Origin of the sequence: Streptomyces montanus, assembly GCF_005786655.1 — a bacterium.
GTDB classification, from domain to species: domain Bacteria; phylum Actinomycetota; class Actinomycetes; order Streptomycetales; family Streptomycetaceae; genus Streptomyces; species Streptomyces sporangiiformans.
This window is the reverse complement of the sequence record NZ_VBZC01000049.1, coordinates 35,559-53,824: the sequence shown is the minus strand read 5'-3', so window position 1 is coordinate 53,824 and position 18,266 is coordinate 35,559. Positions and strand designations below refer to the sequence as shown.

Genomic DNA, 18,266 nt, shown 5'->3' with positions numbered 1-18,266 from the left:
TCACATCCGGAAGACGCCGAAGCCACCGCGCGCGCCCTCGTAGGGCGCCGTGTGGAGGGCGGACAGGCACAGGCCGAGGACGGTCCGGGTGTCGCGCGGGTCGATGACCCCGTCGTCGTACAGCCGCCCGGACAGGAACATCGGCAGGGACTCCGACTCGATCTGCTGCTCCACCATGGCGCGCAGCGCCACGTCGCCCTCCTCGTCGTACGGCTGCCCCTTGGCGGCGGCCGACTGCCGGGCGACGATCGACAGGACCCCGGCGAGCTGCTGCGGCCCCATGACCGCCGACTTGGCGCTGGGCCAGGCGAACAGGAAACGCGGGTCGTACGCGCGCCCGCACATGCCGTAGTGGCCGGCCCCGTACGAAGACCCCATGAGCACCGACAGGTGCGGGACCGTCGAATTGGACACCGCGTTGATCATCATCGCGCCGTGCTTGATGATGCCGCCCTGTTCGTACTCCTTGCCGACCATGTAGCCGGTGGTGTTGTGCAGGAACAGCAGCGGGATGTCGCGCTGGTTGGCCAACTGGATGAACTGGGCGGCCTTCTGGGACTCCTCGCTGAACAGCACCCCTTGGGCGTTGGCCAGCACACCGACCGGGTAGCCGTGGAGGGTGGCCCACCCGGTCGTGAGGCTGGTCCCGTAGAGGGGCTTGAACTCGTCGAAGTCCGAGGCGTCGACGATGCGGGCGATGACCTCGCGCGGATCGAAGGGCACCTTCAGATCGCCGGGCACGATGCCCAGGAGTTCGTCCTCGTCGTACTTCGGCGGAGCGGCCGGCCCCGGATCGGCGTACGCCTTGCGGTGGTTGAGGCGCGCGATCACACGGCGCGCCTGGCGGATCGCGTCCTGCTCGTCGACCGCGAAGTGGTCCGCGAGACCCGACACGCGCGCGTGCATCTCGGCGCCGCCCAGCGACTCGTCGTCGCTCTCCTCACCGGTGGCCATCTTCACCAGGGGCGGCCCGCCGAGGAACACCTTGGCGCGCTCCTTGACCATGATCACGTGGTCGGACATGCCGGGGATGTACGCGCCGCCGGCGGTGGAGTTGCCGAAGACGACGGCGACGGTGGGGATCCCGGCGGCGGACAGCCGGGTCAGGTCCCGGAAGATGGCTCCGCCCGGGATGAAGATCTCCTTCTGGGAGGGCAGATCGGCCCCGCCCGACTCGACCAGGCTGATGCACGGCAGGCGGTTGGCGAGGGCGATGTCGTTCGCCCGTAGCGCCTTTTTCAGGCTCCAGGGGTTGCTGGCACCGCCGCGCACGGTCGGGTCGTTCGCGGTGATCAGGCACTCGACGCCCTCGACGACCCCGATACCGGTGACGAGAGACGCGCCCACCGTGTAGTCGCTCCCCCAGGCGGCGAGCGGAGACAGCTCCAGGAAGGGCGTGTCGGGGTCGAGGAGCAACTCGATGCGCTCCCGGGCGAGCAACTTGCCGCGCGCGCGGTGTCGTTGGACGTACTTGTCGCCGCCGCCGGCGAGGGCCTTCGCGTGCTCGGTGTCGAGTTCGTCGAGCTTGGCGAGCATGGCCGCGCGGTGTGCGGCGTAGTCGGGGCTCCTGGTGTCCAGTGCGGTCGCCAGGACCGTCATAGCAGTACCTCCGGGATGTCCAGATGGCGGGCGCGCAGCCATTCGCCGAGGGCCTTGGCCTGCGGGTCGAAGCGAGCCTGGGAGGCGACGCCTTCTCCGAGGATGCCCGCCACGACGAAGTTCAGGGCGCGCAGATTCGGCAGTACATGACGTACGACGGTCAGGTCGGCGGTCTCCGGGAGGAGTTCGCGGAAACGGTCGACGGTGAGGGTGTGCGCGAGCCACCGCCAGGCGTCGTCCGTGCGCACCCAGACGCCGATGTTGGCGTTTCCTCCCTTGTCGCCGCTGCGGGCGCCGGCGACGCGGCCGAGCGGCACCCGCCGCACCGGCCCGTCGGGCAACGACTCGGGCAATGGCTCGGGCAACGACTCGGGCAGGGTCGGCTGTTCGGCGGCGTCGAGGGCGCGGGCGCGGCGGGCACGGCCACGGGGCGGCGGATCGACTGGTACGCGGGTGCCGTCGGGCAGGACGGCCGTGTGTTCGACGGCGTCTTGATCGACGTAGGCGACATCGAACACCCCGTAGGGGCTGCCCTTCCCGGGCGGAGCCGTGACGTGGAAGCCCGGGTAACTGCCCAGCGCCAGCTCGACGGCGGCCCCGCTGAGCGCGCGCCCCACGGTGTCCTGATCGGCGTCCCGCACCACGAGCCGGAGCAGCGCGCTCGCGGTCTCCTCGGTGTCCGCGTCGGGCCGGTCGGTGCGGGCGAGTTCCCAACGCACGTCGGCAGGACGGGACTTGGCGAGTGCGTCCTCCATCTGCTGCCGCACGAGTGCGGCCTTGTCCTCGATGTCGAGACCGGTGAGGACGAACACGACCTCGTTGCGGAAGCCGCCGAGCCTGTTGAGGCCGACCTTGAGGGTGACCGGCGGGGCCTCACCGCGTACGCCGTCGATGCGGACGCGGTCGGGACCCTCCTGGGTGAGCCTGATCGAGTCGAGCCGGGCGGTGACGTCGGGTCCCGCGTACCGGGCGCCGCCCGTCTCGTACAGGAGTTGGGCGGTGACCGTACCGATGTCCACGACTCCGCCGGTGCCGTCGTGTTTGGTGATGACACTCGACCCGTCCTCGTGGAGCTCGGCGAGCGGGAAGCCGGGGCGGAGCAGTTTCCGGGGCTCGTGGTCGGTGAAGAAGGCGTAGTTGCCGCCCGTGGCCTGCGTGCCGCACTCCAGCACATGCCCGGCGACGACCGCACCCGCCAGGCGGTCATGGGCGTCCGGCGGCCAGCCGAAGTGCGCGGCGGCGGGCCCGGTGACCAGCGCGGCGTCGGTGACGCGGCCGGTGACGACGACGTCCGCGCCCTCGCGCAGACAGGTGGCGATGCCCGCACCGCCGAGGTAGGCGTGCGCGGCAAGGCTGTTGGGGTATCGGTCGGTGAGATCGTCGCCCTCGACGTGGGCGACGCGCACGGGGATGCCGAGGCGGTCGGCCAATTCCCGTACGGCGTCGGCGAGTCCGGCGGGGTTGAGGCCACCGGCGTTGGCGACGATGCGTACGCCTCGCTCGTGCGCGAGCCCGAGGCACTCCTCCAGCTGCCCCAGGAAGGTCTTCGCGTAGCCCTTCTTCGGATCCCTCAGCCGGTCGCGGCCCAGGATGAGCATGGTCAACTCGGCGAGGTAGTCCCCGGTGAGGACGTCCAGGGGACCGCCGGTGAGCATCTCGCGCAGGGCGTCGAAACGGTCGCCGTAGAAGCCGGACGCGTTGCCTATGCGGAGGGTCACCCCGCGGCCCCCTTCGGTTCGCGCCCGGCGCCCGGCGGCCCCGCGAAGGCCTGCGCGATGTCCAGCCACCGGTCGGCGTCCGGTCCTTCGGCATGTACGGCGAGGTCGGCGCGGTGGGCCCGCCGGGTGACCAGGAGACAGAAGTCGAGCGCGGGCCCGGTCACGCGCTGGGCGGCGTTCTCGGGCCCGTACGCCCATACGTCGTCCCCCGAGGGCGCGGCGAGCTCCACCCGGAACTCCTCCTCCGGCGCGCCCAGCCCCCGTACCCCGAACGCGAAGTCCCGCGCCCGCACCCCGATCCACGCCACATGCCGCAGCCGGTCCGTGGGCGGCTTCGTCACCCGCAACGCGTCGGTCACGTCCCGGCCGTGCGCCCAGGTCTCCATGAGACGCGCGGTGGCCAGGGAGGTGGCCGGCATGGGCAGCCCGTACCAGGGGAATCGCGTCCGCGCGGGCGCTGTGCGCAGCGCCCGCCGGAGCTCCTCACGTCCTGCGCGCCACTGTGCGAGCAGCCGCGCGGGCGGCAGGGCGGCGCCCGCCTCCGCTCCCTCGTCGACGAAGGTGTCCGGCGCCGCGAGCGCCTTCTCCGCCTCCTTCACGAAGGCCTCCGGGTCGGTCACGGCGAGCAGCGCGGCCCGGTCCGTCCAGGCGAGGTGCGCGATCTGGTGGGCGATGCTCCAGCCGGGCGCGGGTGTCGCGTGCGCCCACTGCTCCTCGCTCAACTCGCTGACCACACGGTCGAGTTCGTCGCTCTCCTCACGCAGATCGTCGAGCACGGACGTCGCATCGGACACGGTGCGCTCCCCTCCGGGCAGGGCGGTTGTGCCCCGGAGCATGGCAGCGCCCACGAAAACAAGCAAGCGTGCTTGCATTGATTTCTGGCCTTGATCAAGGCGCTGGACACGGCAGGCCGCCACGTTGAGGGCAAGAAGGGCTGGGTGTTCTCGAAGTACCTCGCCGGCGGCGCGGCCTGGACCGTGTTCTGCAGGGTGAGTCGGACTGATCAGGCCGACTTGGCGCGCGTCAGATGGGCGTACGCGACCACGTTGCTCTGGTAGCCGGTCTCTTTGGAGAAACGACCCCCGCAGGTGATCAGCCGAAGCTCCGGCCGGCTGGTCTCCCCGTAGACCTTGTCGCTCGGGTAGCGGTCTTTGGGGTACTCCTCGACGGCGTCGATGGAGAAGACGGCGGTGGTGCGGTCCTTCCGCTCGATCTCGACCTCGGCTCCCGGGCGCAGGCTGCCCAGGCCGTAGAAGACGGAGAGTCCTCGTTTGTTGTCGACGTGTCCAGCCATCACAGCGGTGCCGTTCTGACCCGGCGCAACGCCCCCCTCGTACCAGCCGACCAGGTTGTTGTCGTCCGGCGGGGGCGGCTCGAGGTGGCCTTCCGCGTCCAGCGTGAGGGGGATGACGGGCGCATCGACCAGGATGGCGCGGATGCGGATCCGGATCGGGGGCGAAGCACCCATACCAGGGATCGAGGGCTTTGTGGCCCGTTGACGGCCGTCGTCCGCCGGCGCCGCCGCCGCCGGGAACGATTGCGCGGATGACGGCCGGGGTGGGAGTTCCGTCCTGACGCCGTCCTGGACGAGCCACACACCGATGGCCAGGACCAGGACGGCGGAGCCGATGACTGTTGACCCTGGTCTTCTGAATCCGTGCACTGTCGCCTCCTCTTCTGGCTCCGGCTGTGCTCACCGTGGCGCCCGAAGGGGAACCGCGGACAGAGAGAGGCCCACGGCGAACTCGGACTGTCGGTGCGGGGACCCGTTGTCAGAGATTCGTTCATCCTGCCATCGGACTTTCGGTCCTCCCGTCCATCACAACCGGACCGAACGAGTGATTGTGCGTATCGGCTGACCAATCCCGGGCGTCGATGTCGGCAGGTTCCTCTGACGGGGTGTCACCAATGCGGCCACTGGAGCCCGATGGCCAACTTGGAATCACCCGTATGCGCCAGCCTCAATGAAGGCGGGCAGCGAGATTTTTCATACCTTATGTCTACGAATTCCGCTTCTCTCATTCTCTTTGTGCAGCCCGCGAGATGAGAGCTCGAAGTGCATCGGTCGATTGCATCAAATTCCATCGGACCCCCTTCAAGGAGCTAGGCGCCTCGATGAACTCGCACCATTCTGCCGCGCCGCCGCACCGGCGCAGATTTACCTCTTGGGTCTCCAGGACCCTCATGTTGGCTGTCGCTGCGGGGATGGCGGTGCTGCCGACTCCCGCCCAGGCGATCGGCGTTGCCGTACCACTCGGCACGGCGGACAGCTTCGCCGTCCTGGCCGGCGAGACCGTCACGAATACCGGATCCAGCACCATCACCGGGAATGTCGGGGTGCATCCGGGGAAAGCGGTGACCGGCTTTCCTCCGGGCACGGTGAACGGCTCCATCCACCGGGGCGACGCCCTCGCGAAGCAGGCGAAGACCGACTTGACCACCGCGTACAACAACGCGGCCGGCCAGCCGTATGACGCCAGCGTCTCCGATGACCTCGGCGGGCGGACACTGAAGCCGGGCGTCTACAGAGCCTCCTCGTCGATCGGCCTTACCGGCACTCTCACGCTTGACGCCGAGGGCGACCCCAACGCCGTCTGGATTTTCCAGGTCGGGTCGACGCTGACGACGGCTTCCGCCAGCCGGGTGCGCCTGATCAACGGAGCCGCGCCGTGCAACGTCTTCTGGAAGATCGGTAGCTCCGCCACGCTCGGGACCGGCTCCACCTTCGTGGGCAACATCCTGGCGCTGACCTCGATCACGGTCACCACAGGAGTGACTATTGACGGCCGGGCGCTTGCGCGGAACGGGGCGGTCACGCTGGACGACGACACCATCACGCGGAAAACCTGCTCGACGGGGGGGACTTCGTCCGGAACCACGTCTGGGACCAGCGCTGGTTCAACGTCCGGATCCACCGCCGGTTCAACGTCTGGGACCACCGCAGGGACGACGGCCGGTTCAACGTCTGGGTCCACGTCCGGAACCACATCTGGGACGACGGCCGGTTCAACGTCCGGAACCACAGCCGGGACGACAGCTGGTGGAGACTCCGGCGGTAACCGCCCTCCGGTCGGCGGCGTGGGTACCGGCTCCGGTGGCGCCGCGCGGGGACTGAACGCCACCGAGATCACCGTCGGCGTCCTCCTCATCGGGCTGTCGTTGATCGGCGCCGGCGTCTTCGTCGTCCGTCGACGCGCACTGACCGCGTCCTGACCCACGACCCCACCGCACACCTGTGGTCATGTCCCCGCGTGGGTGAATTCACGCGGGGACATCGCGGTGTGCGAGCACGCTCCGAAGCGAAGGCAGGAAGATGCGCGAGGTGCCGGCTGGTGAAAAGGAAACGATGAGCAACGCCGACCACGAAGGCTCGGAGAATGAACGGCCGCCGGGAAGTCTCGTCACCGCGCCTCCGCCAGAGACGGAACCGGTGAGCGGCGCAGGAGCGGCACCTCCGTCCCTGTCGCCGTCGGCCGAGCTGACGGTCGCCTTCGCGACCGGCGTCTGCGTCCTGGCGGCCCTCGCCCATGTCTGCCTGGTGTTCCTGCACGTCGCACCGTCCACCGCGGTCTCCCAGCGGTACGAAAGGCAGATCGACGCTTGGATCTATCCCTACTTCGAGCAGAACTGGCAGCTCTTCGCCCCGAACCCGGAGTCGGTGCGCTTGAGGATCTCGGCCCGGACGGCGGCGATGGCTCCCGACGGCTCTCGGCAGGTAGGTGAGTGGCTCGACCTGACAGCGGTCGACGACGCCGCGGTTCGGCATTCGCCCTTACCCAGCCACACGGCACAGAACATGCTGCGCCGGGCGTGGGCCGCCTACGACCAGCAGCCCACCCCGGAACGGGGCCGGATGCTCCAGAAGTATCTGGCGAACATCGCCGCCGAGCGCCTCGCCGCCCGCACCCGACACAGCTTCGAAGCAGTCCAGTTGCGCGTGGTCAGCACGCCGATCGCACCCTCGGCGCCGTCAACGCCGGCCAACCTGTCCTCCGGCGGCGCGCGCTCCGACGCCAGATATCTCCCGTGGTGGCAGGTGGAATCCCATGACCGCTGACCAGGCGACCGACCCTGTCATTAGGGTGTTCACCTTCCTCACCGGGCGGGCCGTCTCGCTCCACGCGGCAGCCGTTCTGCGGATGGGCTACGGGTTGCTCTATCTCGGCTTCCTGCTGCGCGAGTTCCCACACCGTGAGGAGATCTGGGGCCCCGGCTCACCATGGACCCCCGACCTCGCCCGCGAACTCCTGGGCCAGACGGGAGGGTTCAGCCTTCTCACACTTTCGGACAACGGCATCTGGTTCGAAGCCTGCTACGCCATGGCTCTCGTGACGTCCGCACTGTTCGCGCTGGGGTGGCACACCAGGGCGGTGTCGGTTCTGTTCGCCGTCATGGTGACCTCGTTCCATGGCCGCGCCGTCTTCATGACGGACGGCGGGGACAACCTCGTTGTGCTGATGGCCCTCTATCTCACCCTCACGGCGTGCGGCCGCCGCTGGTCCCTCGACGCCCGTCGGGCACGGCTCCGATGCGCGGCGACGGGAGCTGGGAGGGTGCCCCGATGGCGGCAGCAGGCCGGACTGGTCCGCAGCCGACTGGCCACGCTCGTCCACAACTGCGGCATGTTCGTCATCGCGGCCCAAGTCTGCGTCCTCTACGGATCCGCCGGCCTCTACAAGGTGCAGGGCAACCTCTGGCGCGACGGCACCGCGCTGCACTACGTCCTGCACCTCGACCTGTTCCGGCCCTGGCCCGAACTCTCCCAACTGGCCGACGGTCACGCCCTTCTCCTCACGGTCGCCGGCTACCTGACCGTACTGGTTCAGGTGGCCTTCCCCTTCACCCTGTTCAGCAGGCTCAAGTACGTCACCTTGGCCCTCCTGCTCGGCATGCACCTCGGTATCGCCGTCCTCCTGGGGCTGCCCGTCTTCTCCGGCGCCATGATCATCGCCGACGCCGTCTTCTTGCCGGACGGCCTCCTCCTCCGCGCCGCCCGCGCCGCCCGGCCCCCTACCACCCCCGGGCCGCTCGTCCCCCTGCCTGCCCAGACCACTCCTGACTCGCTCGACACCGGAGCTGTCCGGTACGGAAGCTGACGAGCCGTCAGCCATGGAGGGCACGGCCTTGGTCGGCGGTACTTCAGTCCGTGAGCGAAGGCACCCCGAGCCGTACGAACGGCTCGGGGCGCCTTGTGTGTTCCTGGTCTCCGGTCAGACCGCGCGGTGCTCGGCGCTGACGCCGCCGGGGACGATGCCCGTGCTCCACGGCGGGCAGCCCGCGACCGCCTGCGCGCCCTGGCCGGGCTCCAGACGGACCCACTCGCTGGAGACGTCACGTGCCAGGCCGCAGCCAATGTTCACGCGGAACTCGACCGGGCCGGCGGTGTTGTTGGTGCAGTCGGCATAGCCCTCCAGGTAGTCGCTCTCGCTGACCCCGGTGCTGCACGGCACGTCCTGGGCGGCCAGCACATCCAGCCCCGCCCCAGCATCCTGCGCCTGCGCGACGGGGCCGGTGAGACCGAGCGTGAGCACGGCTCCGGCGCCGACGGCGAGAAGGGACAAGCTCTTTCGCATGATGAATCACCCCGTAGTGGTGGTGCTGTGTGTCTTCCTGTACTCCGCATGTGGCCACATGCACCCACCACACGACGCGGGTTGCTCCCCCGTATGACGCGCCCGCGTGTGGCACGCGTCACGCGTCACGTACTCACGGATCAGGCGACGTTCTTGGGCTTGCCCCGCCCCACCTGCGTGCGTACCGCGCCCATGCTCGCGGTGATGACCAGGGCGATCGCGAGGGACTCCGTCAAGGTCAGGGTCTGGCTGAGGACGAGGAAGCCGGCGAGCGCGGCGACGGCCGGTTCCAGGCTCATCAGGATCGCGAAGGTGGAGGCGGGAAGGCGGCGGAGGGCGAGGAGTTCGAGGGTGTACGGGAGGACGGAGGAGAGGACGGCCACGGCGGCGCCCAGGGCGATCGTGGTCGGGTTCAGGAGCTTCGCTCCGGATTCGACGATCCCCAGGGGCAGGAAGAGCACCGCCGCGACCACCATGGCCAGCGCCAGCCCGTCGGCCTGGGGAAAACGGCGGCCCGTTCGCGCGCTGAAGATGATGTACGCGACCCACATGGCGCCGGCGGACAGGGCGAACGCGACTCCGATCGGGTCGAGGCTGTCGAAGCCGCCCCCGCCGAGCAGGAAGACGCCGGCGAGGGCGAGACCGGCCCACACGAGGTTGATCGCTCGGCGGGAGGCCAGGACGGAGAGCGCGAGGGGGCCGAGGACTTCGAGGGTGACGGCGGGGCCGAGCGGTATACGGGCGGCGGCCTGGTAGAAGAGGCCGTTCATGGCGGCCATGGTGATACCGAAGACGACCACGGTCCCCCAGTCGGCCCGTGCATGCCCCCGCACACCGGGCCGGCAGATCACGACCAGTACGAGCGCGGCCACCACGAGCCGCAGCGTCACCACGCCGAGCGCTCCGGCCCGCGACATCAGGCTCACCGCGAGCGCCCCGCCGAACTGAACGGATATCCCTCCGGCGAGCACCAGGCCGACGGGCCCGAGCGAGGCCCATCCCCGTCCCCGGCCCGAGCCCGGGCCCTGGTCCTGGTCGTGGCCCTGGATACCGTCGCCCGCTGCCGCGGCCGGCTCCGGCTGGGCGGCCTCGACCGGACCTGCGGCCGCGGCCGCGCCGTCCGACGGGGACCGGTCTGCGCGGGGGAGGTTCACGGGGGCCGTCCAAGAAGATCGAATCTGTCCATCATGCTGCACTTCGAAGTGCAGAGTAGTGGACCAAGCCAGGAGTGTAAACGCATGTGGCAACTTACATTCCGTCAGATGTGCCAGATGTGCCGGATGTGCGGGCGGCGGCCGAACCGTCCGCGGTCACGGGTCAGCGACGCGTCATGTACAGGTCCAGCGCCTTGTGCAGCAGGCGGTTGAGCGGGAAGTCCCACTCGCCGAGGTACTCCACCGCCTCGCCGCCCGTGCCCACCTTGAAGCGGAGCAGGCCGAGCAGATGGTTGGACTCGTCCAGGGTGTCCGTGATGCCGCGCAAGTCGTAGACGGCGGCGCCGAGTTCGTGGGCGTCGGTCATCATGCGCCACTGGATGGCGTTGTTGGGCTGGGCCTCGCGCTTGCGGCTCGTGGAGGCGCCGTACGAGTACCAGATGTGTTCGCCGACCGTCAGCATCGTGGCCGCCGCGAGGACCTCGCCCTCGTGGTGGGCGAGGTAGAGGCGCATACGGTTCGGGTCCTCGGCGGTCAGGGCCGTCCACATGCGCTGGAAGTACGGGAGGGGGCGCGGGATGAAGCGGTCTCGTTCCGCGGTCTCGGTGTACAGCTCGTAGAAGGCCGGGAGGTCGTCGTAACCGCCCTGCACCACCTTCACTCCGGCCTTCTCGGCCTTCTTGATGTTGCGCCGCCACTGCTGGTTGAGGCCCTGGTGGATCTGCTCCAACGACCGCCCGGCGTACGGCACCTGGAAGACGTACCGCGGCTGCCCGGCCGCGAACCCGTCCTCGCCGCCCGGCTCGGTCTGCCGCCAGCCCATCCGCCGGAGCCGTTCCGCGATGCCGGCTGCCCCCGGCTCCTGCGAGGTCGCCTCCGCGTCCCGCAGCCGGCGCGCCCCCGGATCGGCGATCGCCGCCTTGACCGCCTCCGCGTTCCACCGGCGTACGACGACCGGCGGGCCCATCTTCACCGAGAACGCGCCCCGGCCCTTGAGGTGGGCCAGCATCGGCTCCAGCCACCGCACGGCGAGATCCGACGCGTGCCAGTCGATGACCGGCCCTTCGGGCAGATACGCCAGGTACCGCTTCAGCTTCGGCAACGGGCGGAGGAGGACCAGTCCCGCTCCGACCAGCCGCCCGTCCTCCTCGAACCAGCCCATGCTCTCCGCCCGCCAGTCCGGCTTCACGTCGCCCCAGGACGGGACCTGCATATGACTGATGGACGGCCGGGTCCGGATGAACGCCAGATGTTCTTCGCGAGTGATCGCCTGGAGGCGGAGGGGCATGGGGGGCTCCTTGAGGTCCGCGAATCAGCCTATGCACGAGGGGTTGCCGGATTCGGTCAGCGTGATCGCGCGGACCGCGTGGCGCAGTCGTATGGGTGACTCCTGTGGGTCTCGCCCCCGCCGCCCCTACCCGTCCCATCCTTCTGGGGCTCCGCCCCGGACCCCGCCAGGGCTCCGCCCCAGACCCCGCCAGGGCTCCGCCCCAGACCCCCGTTATCGGTGTCCGTCCAGCCCCTCCGCGAGCAGCTCCGCCAGATGCCGTCCCCGCACGTTCGCCAGTTGTGCCAGCTGCGTGCGGCAGGAGAAGCCGTCCGCCAGGACCACCGCCCCGTCCGGTGCCGTCCGGACCGACGGGAGGAGTTGGTCCTCCGCACAGGCCGTCGAGACCTCGTAGTGGCCCTTCTCGAAGCCGAAGTTGCCCGCCAGGCCGCAGCAGCCGCCGGAGAGTTCACCGGTGAGGCCCGCCGCCTCGCGCAGGCGGCGGTCGGGGCCGTCGCCGAGGATCGCGTGCTGGTGGCAGTGGGTCTGGCCGACGGCCGGGCGGTCGAGGCGGGGCGGGGTCCAGTCGGGGGCCTGGCGTTCGAGGGCCTCGGCGAACGTCACCACAGCGTCCGCCAGCCGCCGAGCGCGCGGGTCGTCGTGGAGGAGCTCGGGGAGGTCCGTACGGAGGGCGGCCGCGCAGCTCGGTTCGAGGACGACGACGGGCTCCCCCTCCGAAGCGTCCGAAACATCCGAAGCGTCCAGGAAGGGCTCCATGAGGTCGAGCGTGCGCCTCATCACCGCTCGGGCGCGGTCGAGCTGGCCGGTGGAGACGTACGTCAGCCCGCAGCAGACCCCCGGCGGCGGCAGCACGACCTGGCGTCCCGCGTCCTCCAGAACGCGGACGGCCGCCTTGCCGACCTCGGGCGAGAGATGGTCGGTGAAGGTGTCGGGGAAGAGGAGGGTGGTGGGCCGCCGCACGTCCGTCGCAGGCGCGCCCCGGCGGGCCCGCTCCGGCAGGCGCCGGGCGCGGCGCCCGAACCAGCGCCGGAACGTCTCCCGGGCCACCCGCGGGATCTCCCGCTCGGGCGCCACCCCGCCCAACCGCTTCGCCGCCCAGGCCAACACGCGAACCGAGGCGAGGGAGTTGACCAGCCCCGACATCCGCATACGGGTCAGTGCCCGCAGCCACACCGGCAGCCAGCCCATCGCGTAGTGCGCCGCCGGGCGCCGGCGACCGGCGTAGTGGTGGTGCAGGAACTCCGCCTTGTACGTGGCCATGTCGACCTCGACGGGGCAGTCGGACCGGCATCCCTTGCAGGAGAGGCAGAGGTCGAGGGCGTCGCGGACCTCGGTCGAGCGCCAGCCGTCCGTGACCACCTCGCCCGCCAGCATCTCGTGCAGCAGGCGGGCGCGGCCGCGCGTGGAGTGCTCCTCCTCGCCCGTAGCGCGGAAGGACGGGCACATGACGCCCGAGCCCGAGCCAGGACCGGCAGCCGCCGTACGGCACTTGGCGACACCGACGCACCGGCGCACCGCCGCCGAGAAGTCCCCGCCGTCGTGCGGATACCCGAAGGCCACGTCCACCGGCTCGCTCGGCAGCACCGCGAACCGCAGGTTCGCATCGAGCGGGGACGGCCGGACCAGCATTCCGGGGTTGAGCAGGTCGTCCGGGTCCCACACCGCCTTCGCGCGCTCGAAGAGGCCCACCATCTCCTCCCCGTACATCTTCGGCAGGAGCTCGGCCCGCGCCTGCCCGTCGCCGTGCTCGCCGGACAGCGAACCCCCGTGGGACACGACCAGTTCCGCCAGCTCCTCCGAGAAACGGCGGAAGCGGGCCACGCCGGCGGACGTCAGCAGGTCGAAGTCGATGCGTACGTGGATGCAGCCGTCCCCGAAATGCCCGTACGGCGTGCCGCGCAGGCCGTGAGCGGACAGCAGCCCCCTGAAGTCCCGCAGGTACTCGCCCAGCCGGGCGGGCGGCACGGCACAGTCCTCCCAGCCCGGCCAGGCCTCGCTGCCGTCCGGCATCCGCGTCGCCGTGCCGCTCGCGTCCTCGCGGACGCGCCACAGGGCGCGCTGCCCGGCCGGGTCGGTGACCACGGATGCGTCGACCACGTCCGCGGCGCGCACGATCGCCTCCGCACGCGCGCGTGCCTCCCCCGCCGTGTCCCCGCCCGTCTCCACGAACAGCCAGGCCCCGCCCTTCGGCAGGCCGGCATCCGTGCGTACGAGATCCGCCGCCATCCCCTCCACCGTCAGCGGCCCGTACGGCAGCAGCCCCGCCGCGGCCGAGGCGGCCGCGCTCTCGTCCGCGTACGCCAGCACGGCCAGCGCACGCGCGCGGGGTGCCTCGACGAGTCGTACGACCGCCTCCGTCAGCACGCCCAGCGTGCCCTCGGAACCGCAGAAGGACCGGGCGACGTCGGCCCCCTTCTCGGGGAGCAGGGCATCCAGCGCGTACCCCGAGATACGGCGGGGCAGGTCCGGGAAGCCCGTGCGCAGCAGCCTCAACTCCCGCTCCGCCAGGGCGCGCAGACCCTCCGGAGCGCCCTGGCCCGCTCGCCCCGGCCGCAGGAACTCGCCCCGGGCGGTGACCACCGACAGTTCCCGCACGCTGTCGGCCGTCGTCCCCCACGCCACCGAATGCGACCCGCAGGAGTTGTTCCCGATCATCCCGCCGAGCGTGCACCGGCCGTGGGTGGAGGGGTCGGGGCCGAAGCGCAGGCCGTGCGGCGCGGCGGCCTCCTGGAGGCGGTCCAGGACGACTCCCGGCTGGACGATCGCCGTGTGCGCTTCGGCGTCCAGGGACACGATCCGGTTCATGTGCCGCGTGAAGTCCAGGACCACGCCCGTACCGGTCGCCTGCCCGGCGATCGACGTGCCGCCCCCGCGCGCCACGACCGGCACCCCCTGCGCGCGGCACACGGACAGCGCCGCCGCCACGTCGTCGGCGTCCCGCGGGGACACGACGCCGAGCGGCACACGCCGGTAGTTGGACGCGTCCATGGTGGTCAGCGCCCGCGCCGTCGCGTCGAAGGCGACCTCGCCGCGCACGGCCTTCGTCAGCCCGGCCCGAAGCTCCCCGAGATCCGTCATGTCACCCAGGATGCATCCGATCACTGGCAGCGAGCCGTGCTGTCACCGACAGCCGCTGATCGCGTCCCGGTCGATGGGCCGGGCCCGCCCCTCCCGTTCGTGGGCGACCTGTGAAGGCAACCCCAGAACCTCCCCACGACGATCACGAACTCTCATATAGTGACCGCCCCCTCACACGCCACCCCCACCCGGAAGGCGACACGACTCCATGACCGGCAGCAGCGGCACCACCGGCACCGGCACCGGCACCGGCGCCATCGACGTCGCCGACGAGAAGCTCAGCCGGCTCATCGAGGATCTGATGGAACGCACGCCGGGCGCCCAGCACGCGCTCGTGCTCTCCCGGGACGGCCTGAGGCTGTGCCGTACGGCGGGGCTCTCCGTCGACCAGGCCGATCAGCTGGCCGCGATCGCCGCCGGCATCCAGGCGCTGTCCCACGGGGCGTCCATGGAGTTCGGGGACGGCAGCGGGGGCGTACGGTCCGCGATGTCCGAGTTCTACGGCGGGGTGCTGTTCATCGTGGAGGCGGGCGCCGGCATGCACCTCGCCGTGATCACCGCCGAGGACGCGGACCCCGGGATCGTCGGGCACAACATGAGCGAGTTCGTGAGCCGGCTCGGCGCACACCTGGGCCCGCAGCCGCGTACGTCCTGATCCGGGGGTGGGCTTGGGGTGGGCTTGGGGTGGGCCTGGGGAAGGAAACCGCGTCTCATCCGACGGACGACGTTTCGCCCAGGTTTCCCGGAGCGGCTAGGCTCCCGGCGTGGCTGATATCCAGATTCCCGCTGACATCAAGCCCGCCGACGGACGATTCGGCGCGGGCCCCTCCAAGGTGCGGACGGAGGCACTGGCCGCGCTGGCCGCCACCGGTACGTCCCTCATGGGCACCTCCCACCGCCAGGCCCCCGTCAAGAACCTCGTCGGCAAGGTCCGCGAGGGCGTGCGCGACCTCTTCTCCCTCCCCGAGGGCTACGAGGTCGTCCTCGGCAACGGCGGCTCCACCGCGTTCTGGGACATCGCGACCCACGGGCTCATCGAGAACAAGTCGCAGCACCTCTCGTTCGGCGAGTTCTCCTCCAAGTTCGCGAAGGCCGCCAAGCTCGCCCCGTGGCTGGCCGAGCCCTCCGTCATCGCCTCCGACCCGGGCACGCACCCGGACCCCGAGGCCGAGGCGGGCGTGGACGTCTACGCCCTCACCCACAACGAGACCTCCACGGGTGTCGCGGCCCCGATCAAGCGCGTCGCGGGTGCCGACGAGGGCGCCCTCGTGGTCGTGGACGCCACCTCCGGCGCCGGTGGCCTGCCGGTCGACATCACCGAGACGGACGTCTACTACTTCGCGCCGCAGAAGTCCTTCGCCTCGGACGGCGGCCTGTGGATCGGGATCTTCTCCCCGGCCGCGATCGAGCGCGCCGAGCGCGTGCACGCGTCCGGCCGCCACGTCCCGGAGTTCTTCAGCCTGCCGACGGCGATCGACAACTCCCGCAAGAACCAGACGTACAACACCCCGGCCCTGTCCACCCTCTTCCTCCTCAACGACCAGCTGGAGTGGCTCAACGGCCAGGGCGGCCTGGACTGGTCGGTCCGCCGCACCGCGACGTCCTCGCGCACGCTCTACGGCTGGGCCGAGGACATCAAGTACGCCACCCCGTTCGTCACCGACCCGGCCAAGCGCTCCCAGGTGATCGGCACGATCGACTTCTCCGAGGAGATCGACGCGGCCGCCGTCGCCAAGGTGCTGCGCGCCAACGGCATCGTCGACACCGAGCCCTACCGCAAGCTCGGCCGCAACCAGCTCCGCATCGCGATGTTCCCGGCGGTCGACCCGGCGGACGTCGAGGCGCTCACGAAGTGCGTCGACTTTGTGATCGAGCGGCTGTAGTCGCAAGCCGTACGGTCGCAGGGCAGCCGCAAGCCGTACGTACGGCGACGGGGGCGCCCGCACTTTCCCAGTGCCGGCGCCCCCGTCGCCGTATCACCGCCCGAGTCACCGCCCGAGCTTCTGGAACCGCCGCACCGCGAGCGGCAGGAAGATCGCGGTGAGGATCAGCGGCCACAGCCCGGACATCAGCAGGGCGTGCTGCTCGACCCATCCGTCGCCGCTCCCGACCGGTGTGCCGAACAGGTCACGCGTGGCCGCGGCCGTCGACGAGATCGGGTTCCAGGCCGCGACGAAGCCCAGCCAGTCCGGCATCAGCTGCGGGGCGACGAAGATGCTGGAGATCATCGTCAGCGGGAAGGCGACCGCGAAGAGGCCGCCCGCCGCCTCCGGGTTGGGCACCAGGAGCCCCAGCCACACACCGAGCCAGATCAGCGCGAAGCGCAGCCACAGCAGCAGTCCGAAGGCGAGCAGGAAGCCGAACCCTCCGTCCGGTCGCCAGCCCATGGCGACCGCGGTGAGCATCAGGATCGTCAACTCCGCGCAGGCGGCGATCAGATCGGTCACCCCTCGCCCCGCGACCACCGCCGACGACGCCATCGGCATGGAGCGGAACCGGTCGATGACGCCCTTGGTGGAGTCGTAGACCACGAGCGTCGCCGTGTTGATGAAGCCGAAGGCCATCGTCATCACGAACATGCCCGGCATCAGGAAGTCCTTGTAGTCCCCGCCGCCCGGCACCTTCATCGCGCTGCCGAACACGTACCCGTACAGCAGCACCGACAGGATCGGAAAGCCCAGCTGCCAGACGATGTTGATGGGCTGGCGCTGGTAGTGGGTGAGCCCGCGGCGCACGATGTTCCAGCAGTCGGCGAGTGCCCACACCGCCCGCCCGCGGTTCTTCGGCACGGTCAGGTCCACGGTGCTCGGATCCATGGTGCTGGGATCCACGGTGCTCATGCCGCCTCCTCCTGCTCGGTACGGTGTCCGGTCAGGCGCAGGAACACGTCGTCGAGGCTCGGCCTGCGCAGCCCGATGTCCTCCACCTGGACGCCCTCGTCCTGAAGGGTCCTGGCCACTTCGGTGAGCGCCGCGACCCGGTCGGTGACCGGTGCGTGCACCCTCAGCTCCGTCTCGTCCGTCTCCGGTTCGCCGTCCGTGACCCGGGCGACGACCTTCGCGGCGCGCGGGATGTCGGCGCGCTCGGCGACGACGACCTCGACGCGGTCACCGCCGACCGTGTTCTTCAGACCGTCCGGGGTGTCGTCGGCGATGGCTCGGCCCTGGTCGATCACCGTGATGTGCGAGGCGAGCTTGTCGGCCTCCTCCAGGTACTGGGTGGTCAGCAGGACGGTCGTGCCGCCCGCCACCAACTCCCGTACGGAGTCCCAGACCTCACCCCGGCTGCGGGGGTCGAGCCCGGTGGTCGGCTCGTCGAGGAAGAGCACGGTCGGGGCGAGGATCATCGAGGCGGCGAGGTCGAGGCGCCGCCGCATGCCGCCGCTGTACTTTCCGACTCCCCTGTCGGCCGCGTCCACCAGGTCGAACTGTTCCAGCAGCTCACCGGCCCGCAACCGGGCCCGCCCGCCGCCGAGATGGAACAGCCGGCCGAACATCTCCAAGTTCTGCCGCCCGGTCAGCACCTCGTCCACGGCGGCGTACTGGCCGGTGAGGCCGATCCGTGCCCGTACCTCCCGCGGCTGTCGTGCCACGTCCAGGCCCGCCACCCGCGCCTGCCCGCCGTCGAGCCTGATGAGCGTCGCCAGGATGCGGACGGCGGTGGTCTTGCCCGCGCCGTTCGGCCCGAGCAGGCCGTGCACCGTTCCCTCCCGTACCGCCAGGTCGAAGCCGTCGAGGGCACGCTTCTCCCCGTACCTCTTCTCCAGCCCCTCGGCCCGGACCGCGTAACCGTCCACTTTCGCCCCTCCCGTTGGAAACTGGGTACGCCGTACTCTTTTGAGAGTACACCGTACTCA

15 protein-coding genes are annotated in these 18,266 nt (G+C 70.6%); 5 read left to right on the top strand and 10 right to left on the bottom strand.

The window, feature by feature from the left end:
• The 4 genes from FE633_RS34170 to FE633_RS34155 form a co-directional block, all read right to left on the bottom strand.
• Complete coding sequence (locus tag FE633_RS34170) at positions 1 to 1,599, bottom strand: acyl-CoA carboxylase subunit beta (RefSeq protein WP_138049050.1); 1,599 nt, start codon at positions 1,597 to 1,599, stop codon at positions 1 to 3.
• The gene (locus FE633_RS34165) at positions 1,596 to 3,317 is read right to left on the bottom strand and encodes an acyclic terpene utilization AtuA family protein (RefSeq protein ID WP_171060233.1); all 1,722 of its coding nucleotides are present in this window, start codon (positions 3,315 to 3,317) and stop codon (positions 1,596 to 1,598) included. The genes FE633_RS34170 and FE633_RS34165 overlap by 4 nt, the downstream gene beginning before the upstream one ends.
• Positions 3,314 to 4,111, bottom strand: a complete 798-nt coding sequence (locus FE633_RS34160) for a TIGR03084 family metal-binding protein (protein ID WP_138049048.1) — start codon at positions 4,109 to 4,111, stop codon at positions 3,314 to 3,316. Before FE633_RS34160 ends, FE633_RS34165 begins: the two co-directional genes overlap by 4 nt.
• Positions 4,112 to 4,320: 209 nt before the next feature.
• Entirely contained in the window at positions 4,321 to 4,980 is a 660-nt protein-coding gene (locus tag FE633_RS34155) for a class F sortase (protein WP_246113965.1), read from the bottom strand.
• A 521-nt stretch (positions 4,981 to 5,501) separates the two neighbouring features.
• Between FE633_RS34155 and FE633_RS34150 the strand changes: the two genes are divergently transcribed.
• The 3 genes from FE633_RS34150 to FE633_RS34140 all read left to right on the top strand — a co-directional run bounded on the left by FE633_RS34150 (position 5,502) and on the right by FE633_RS34140 (position 8,413).
• Positions 5,502 to 6,530, top strand: coding sequence for an ice-binding family protein (locus FE633_RS34150; RefSeq protein ID WP_171060232.1), 1,029 nt, complete (start codon positions 5,502 to 5,504; stop codon positions 6,528 to 6,530).
• Positions 6,531 to 6,747: 217 nt separating this feature from the next.
• Positions 6,748 to 7,374: a DUF5819 family protein gene (locus tag FE633_RS34145; protein ID WP_246113964.1), complete on the top strand. Its 627-nt coding sequence runs from the start codon at positions 6,748 to 6,750 to the stop codon at positions 7,372 to 7,374.
• Positions 7,364 to 8,413 (top strand): HTTM domain-containing protein, encoded by a 1,050-nt coding sequence (locus tag FE633_RS34140; protein ID WP_138049046.1) that lies wholly within the window; start codon positions 7,364 to 7,366, stop codon positions 8,411 to 8,413. Before FE633_RS34145 ends, FE633_RS34140 begins: the two co-directional genes overlap by 11 nt.
• 114 nt (positions 8,414 to 8,527) lie before the next feature.
• On the opposite strand, the gene FE633_RS34135 is transcribed toward FE633_RS34140, so the two are convergent.
• The 4 genes from FE633_RS34135 to FE633_RS34120 form a co-directional block, all read right to left on the bottom strand.
• Positions 8,528 to 8,890, bottom strand: a complete 363-nt coding sequence (locus tag FE633_RS34135; RefSeq protein WP_138049045.1) for a hypothetical protein — start codon at positions 8,888 to 8,890, stop codon at positions 8,528 to 8,530.
• A gap of 140 nt (positions 8,891 to 9,030) precedes the next feature.
• Entirely contained in the window at positions 9,031 to 9,939 is a 909-nt protein-coding gene (locus FE633_RS34130; RefSeq protein ID WP_138049067.1) for an EamA family transporter, read from the bottom strand.
• Positions 9,940 to 10,207: 268 nt separating this feature from the next.
• Entirely contained in the window at positions 10,208 to 11,332 is a 1,125-nt protein-coding gene (locus FE633_RS34125) for a lipid II:glycine glycyltransferase FemX (RefSeq protein ID WP_138049044.1), read from the bottom strand.
• A 213-nt stretch (positions 11,333 to 11,545) separates the two neighbouring features.
• Complete coding sequence (locus FE633_RS34120) at positions 11,546 to 14,410, bottom strand: FAD-binding and (Fe-S)-binding domain-containing protein (RefSeq protein ID WP_138049043.1); 2,865 nt, start codon at positions 14,408 to 14,410, stop codon at positions 11,546 to 11,548.
• A 208-nt stretch (positions 14,411 to 14,618) separates the two neighbouring features.
• On the opposite strand from FE633_RS34120, the gene FE633_RS34115 reads away from it, so the two are divergent.
• Both FE633_RS34115 and serC read left to right on the top strand, forming a co-directional pair.
• Positions 14,619 to 15,065, top strand: a complete 447-nt coding sequence (locus tag FE633_RS34115; protein WP_138049042.1) for a roadblock/LC7 domain-containing protein — start codon at positions 14,619 to 14,621, stop codon at positions 15,063 to 15,065.
• A gap of 109 nt (positions 15,066 to 15,174) precedes the next feature.
• On the top strand, positions 15,175 to 16,293 hold the full coding sequence (gene serC / locus FE633_RS34110; protein WP_138049041.1) for a phosphoserine transaminase: 1,119 nt from the start codon (positions 15,175 to 15,177) through the stop codon (positions 16,291 to 16,293).
• A gap of 105 nt (positions 16,294 to 16,398) precedes the next feature.
• Here the strand turns inward: serC and FE633_RS34105 are convergent, their stop codons facing one another.
• Together FE633_RS34105 and FE633_RS34100 are read right to left on the bottom strand one after the other, a co-directional pair.
• Positions 16,399 to 17,250 (bottom strand): ABC transporter permease, encoded by an 852-nt coding sequence (locus FE633_RS34105; protein ID WP_425473264.1) that lies wholly within the window; start codon positions 17,248 to 17,250, stop codon positions 16,399 to 16,401.
• Positions 17,247 to 18,206 carry an ATP-binding cassette domain-containing protein gene (locus FE633_RS34100; protein ID WP_138049040.1) on the bottom strand — a complete coding sequence of 320 codons (960 nt, stop codon included), beginning with the start codon at positions 18,204 to 18,206 and terminating at the stop codon, positions 17,247 to 17,249. The genes FE633_RS34105 and FE633_RS34100 overlap by 4 nt, the downstream gene beginning before the upstream one ends.
• Positions 18,207 to 18,266 lie beyond the last annotated feature (60 nt).

Bases quoted from the DNA above. Each gene is read 5' to 3' on its own strand.
- FE633_RS34135 (WP_138049045.1), bottom strand. From the start codon at position 8,890: ATGCGAAAGAGCTTGTCCCTTCTCGCCGTCGGCGCCGGAGCCGTGCTC.
- FE633_RS34105 (WP_425473264.1), bottom strand. From the start codon at position 17,250: ATGAGCACCGTGGATCCCAGCACCATGGATCCGAGCACCGTGGACCTG.
- FE633_RS34170 (WP_138049050.1), bottom strand. From the start codon at position 1,599: ATGACGGTCCTGGCGACCGCACTGGACACCAGGAGCCCCGACTACGCC.
- FE633_RS34115 (WP_138049042.1), top strand. From the start codon at position 14,619: ATGACCGGCAGCAGCGGCACCACCGGCACCGGCACCGGCACCGGCGCC.
- FE633_RS34150 (WP_171060232.1), top strand. From the start codon at position 5,502: ATGTTGGCTGTCGCTGCGGGGATGGCGGTGCTGCCGACTCCCGCCCAG.
- FE633_RS34120 (WP_138049043.1), bottom strand. From the start codon at position 14,410: ATGACGGATCTCGGGGAGCTTCGGGCCGGGCTGACGAAGGCCGTGCGC.
- FE633_RS34140 (WP_138049046.1), top strand. From the start codon at position 7,364: ATGACCGCTGACCAGGCGACCGACCCTGTCATTAGGGTGTTCACCTTC.
- FE633_RS34125 (WP_138049044.1), bottom strand. From the start codon at position 11,332: ATGCCCCTCCGCCTCCAGGCGATCACTCGCGAAGAACATCTGGCGTTC.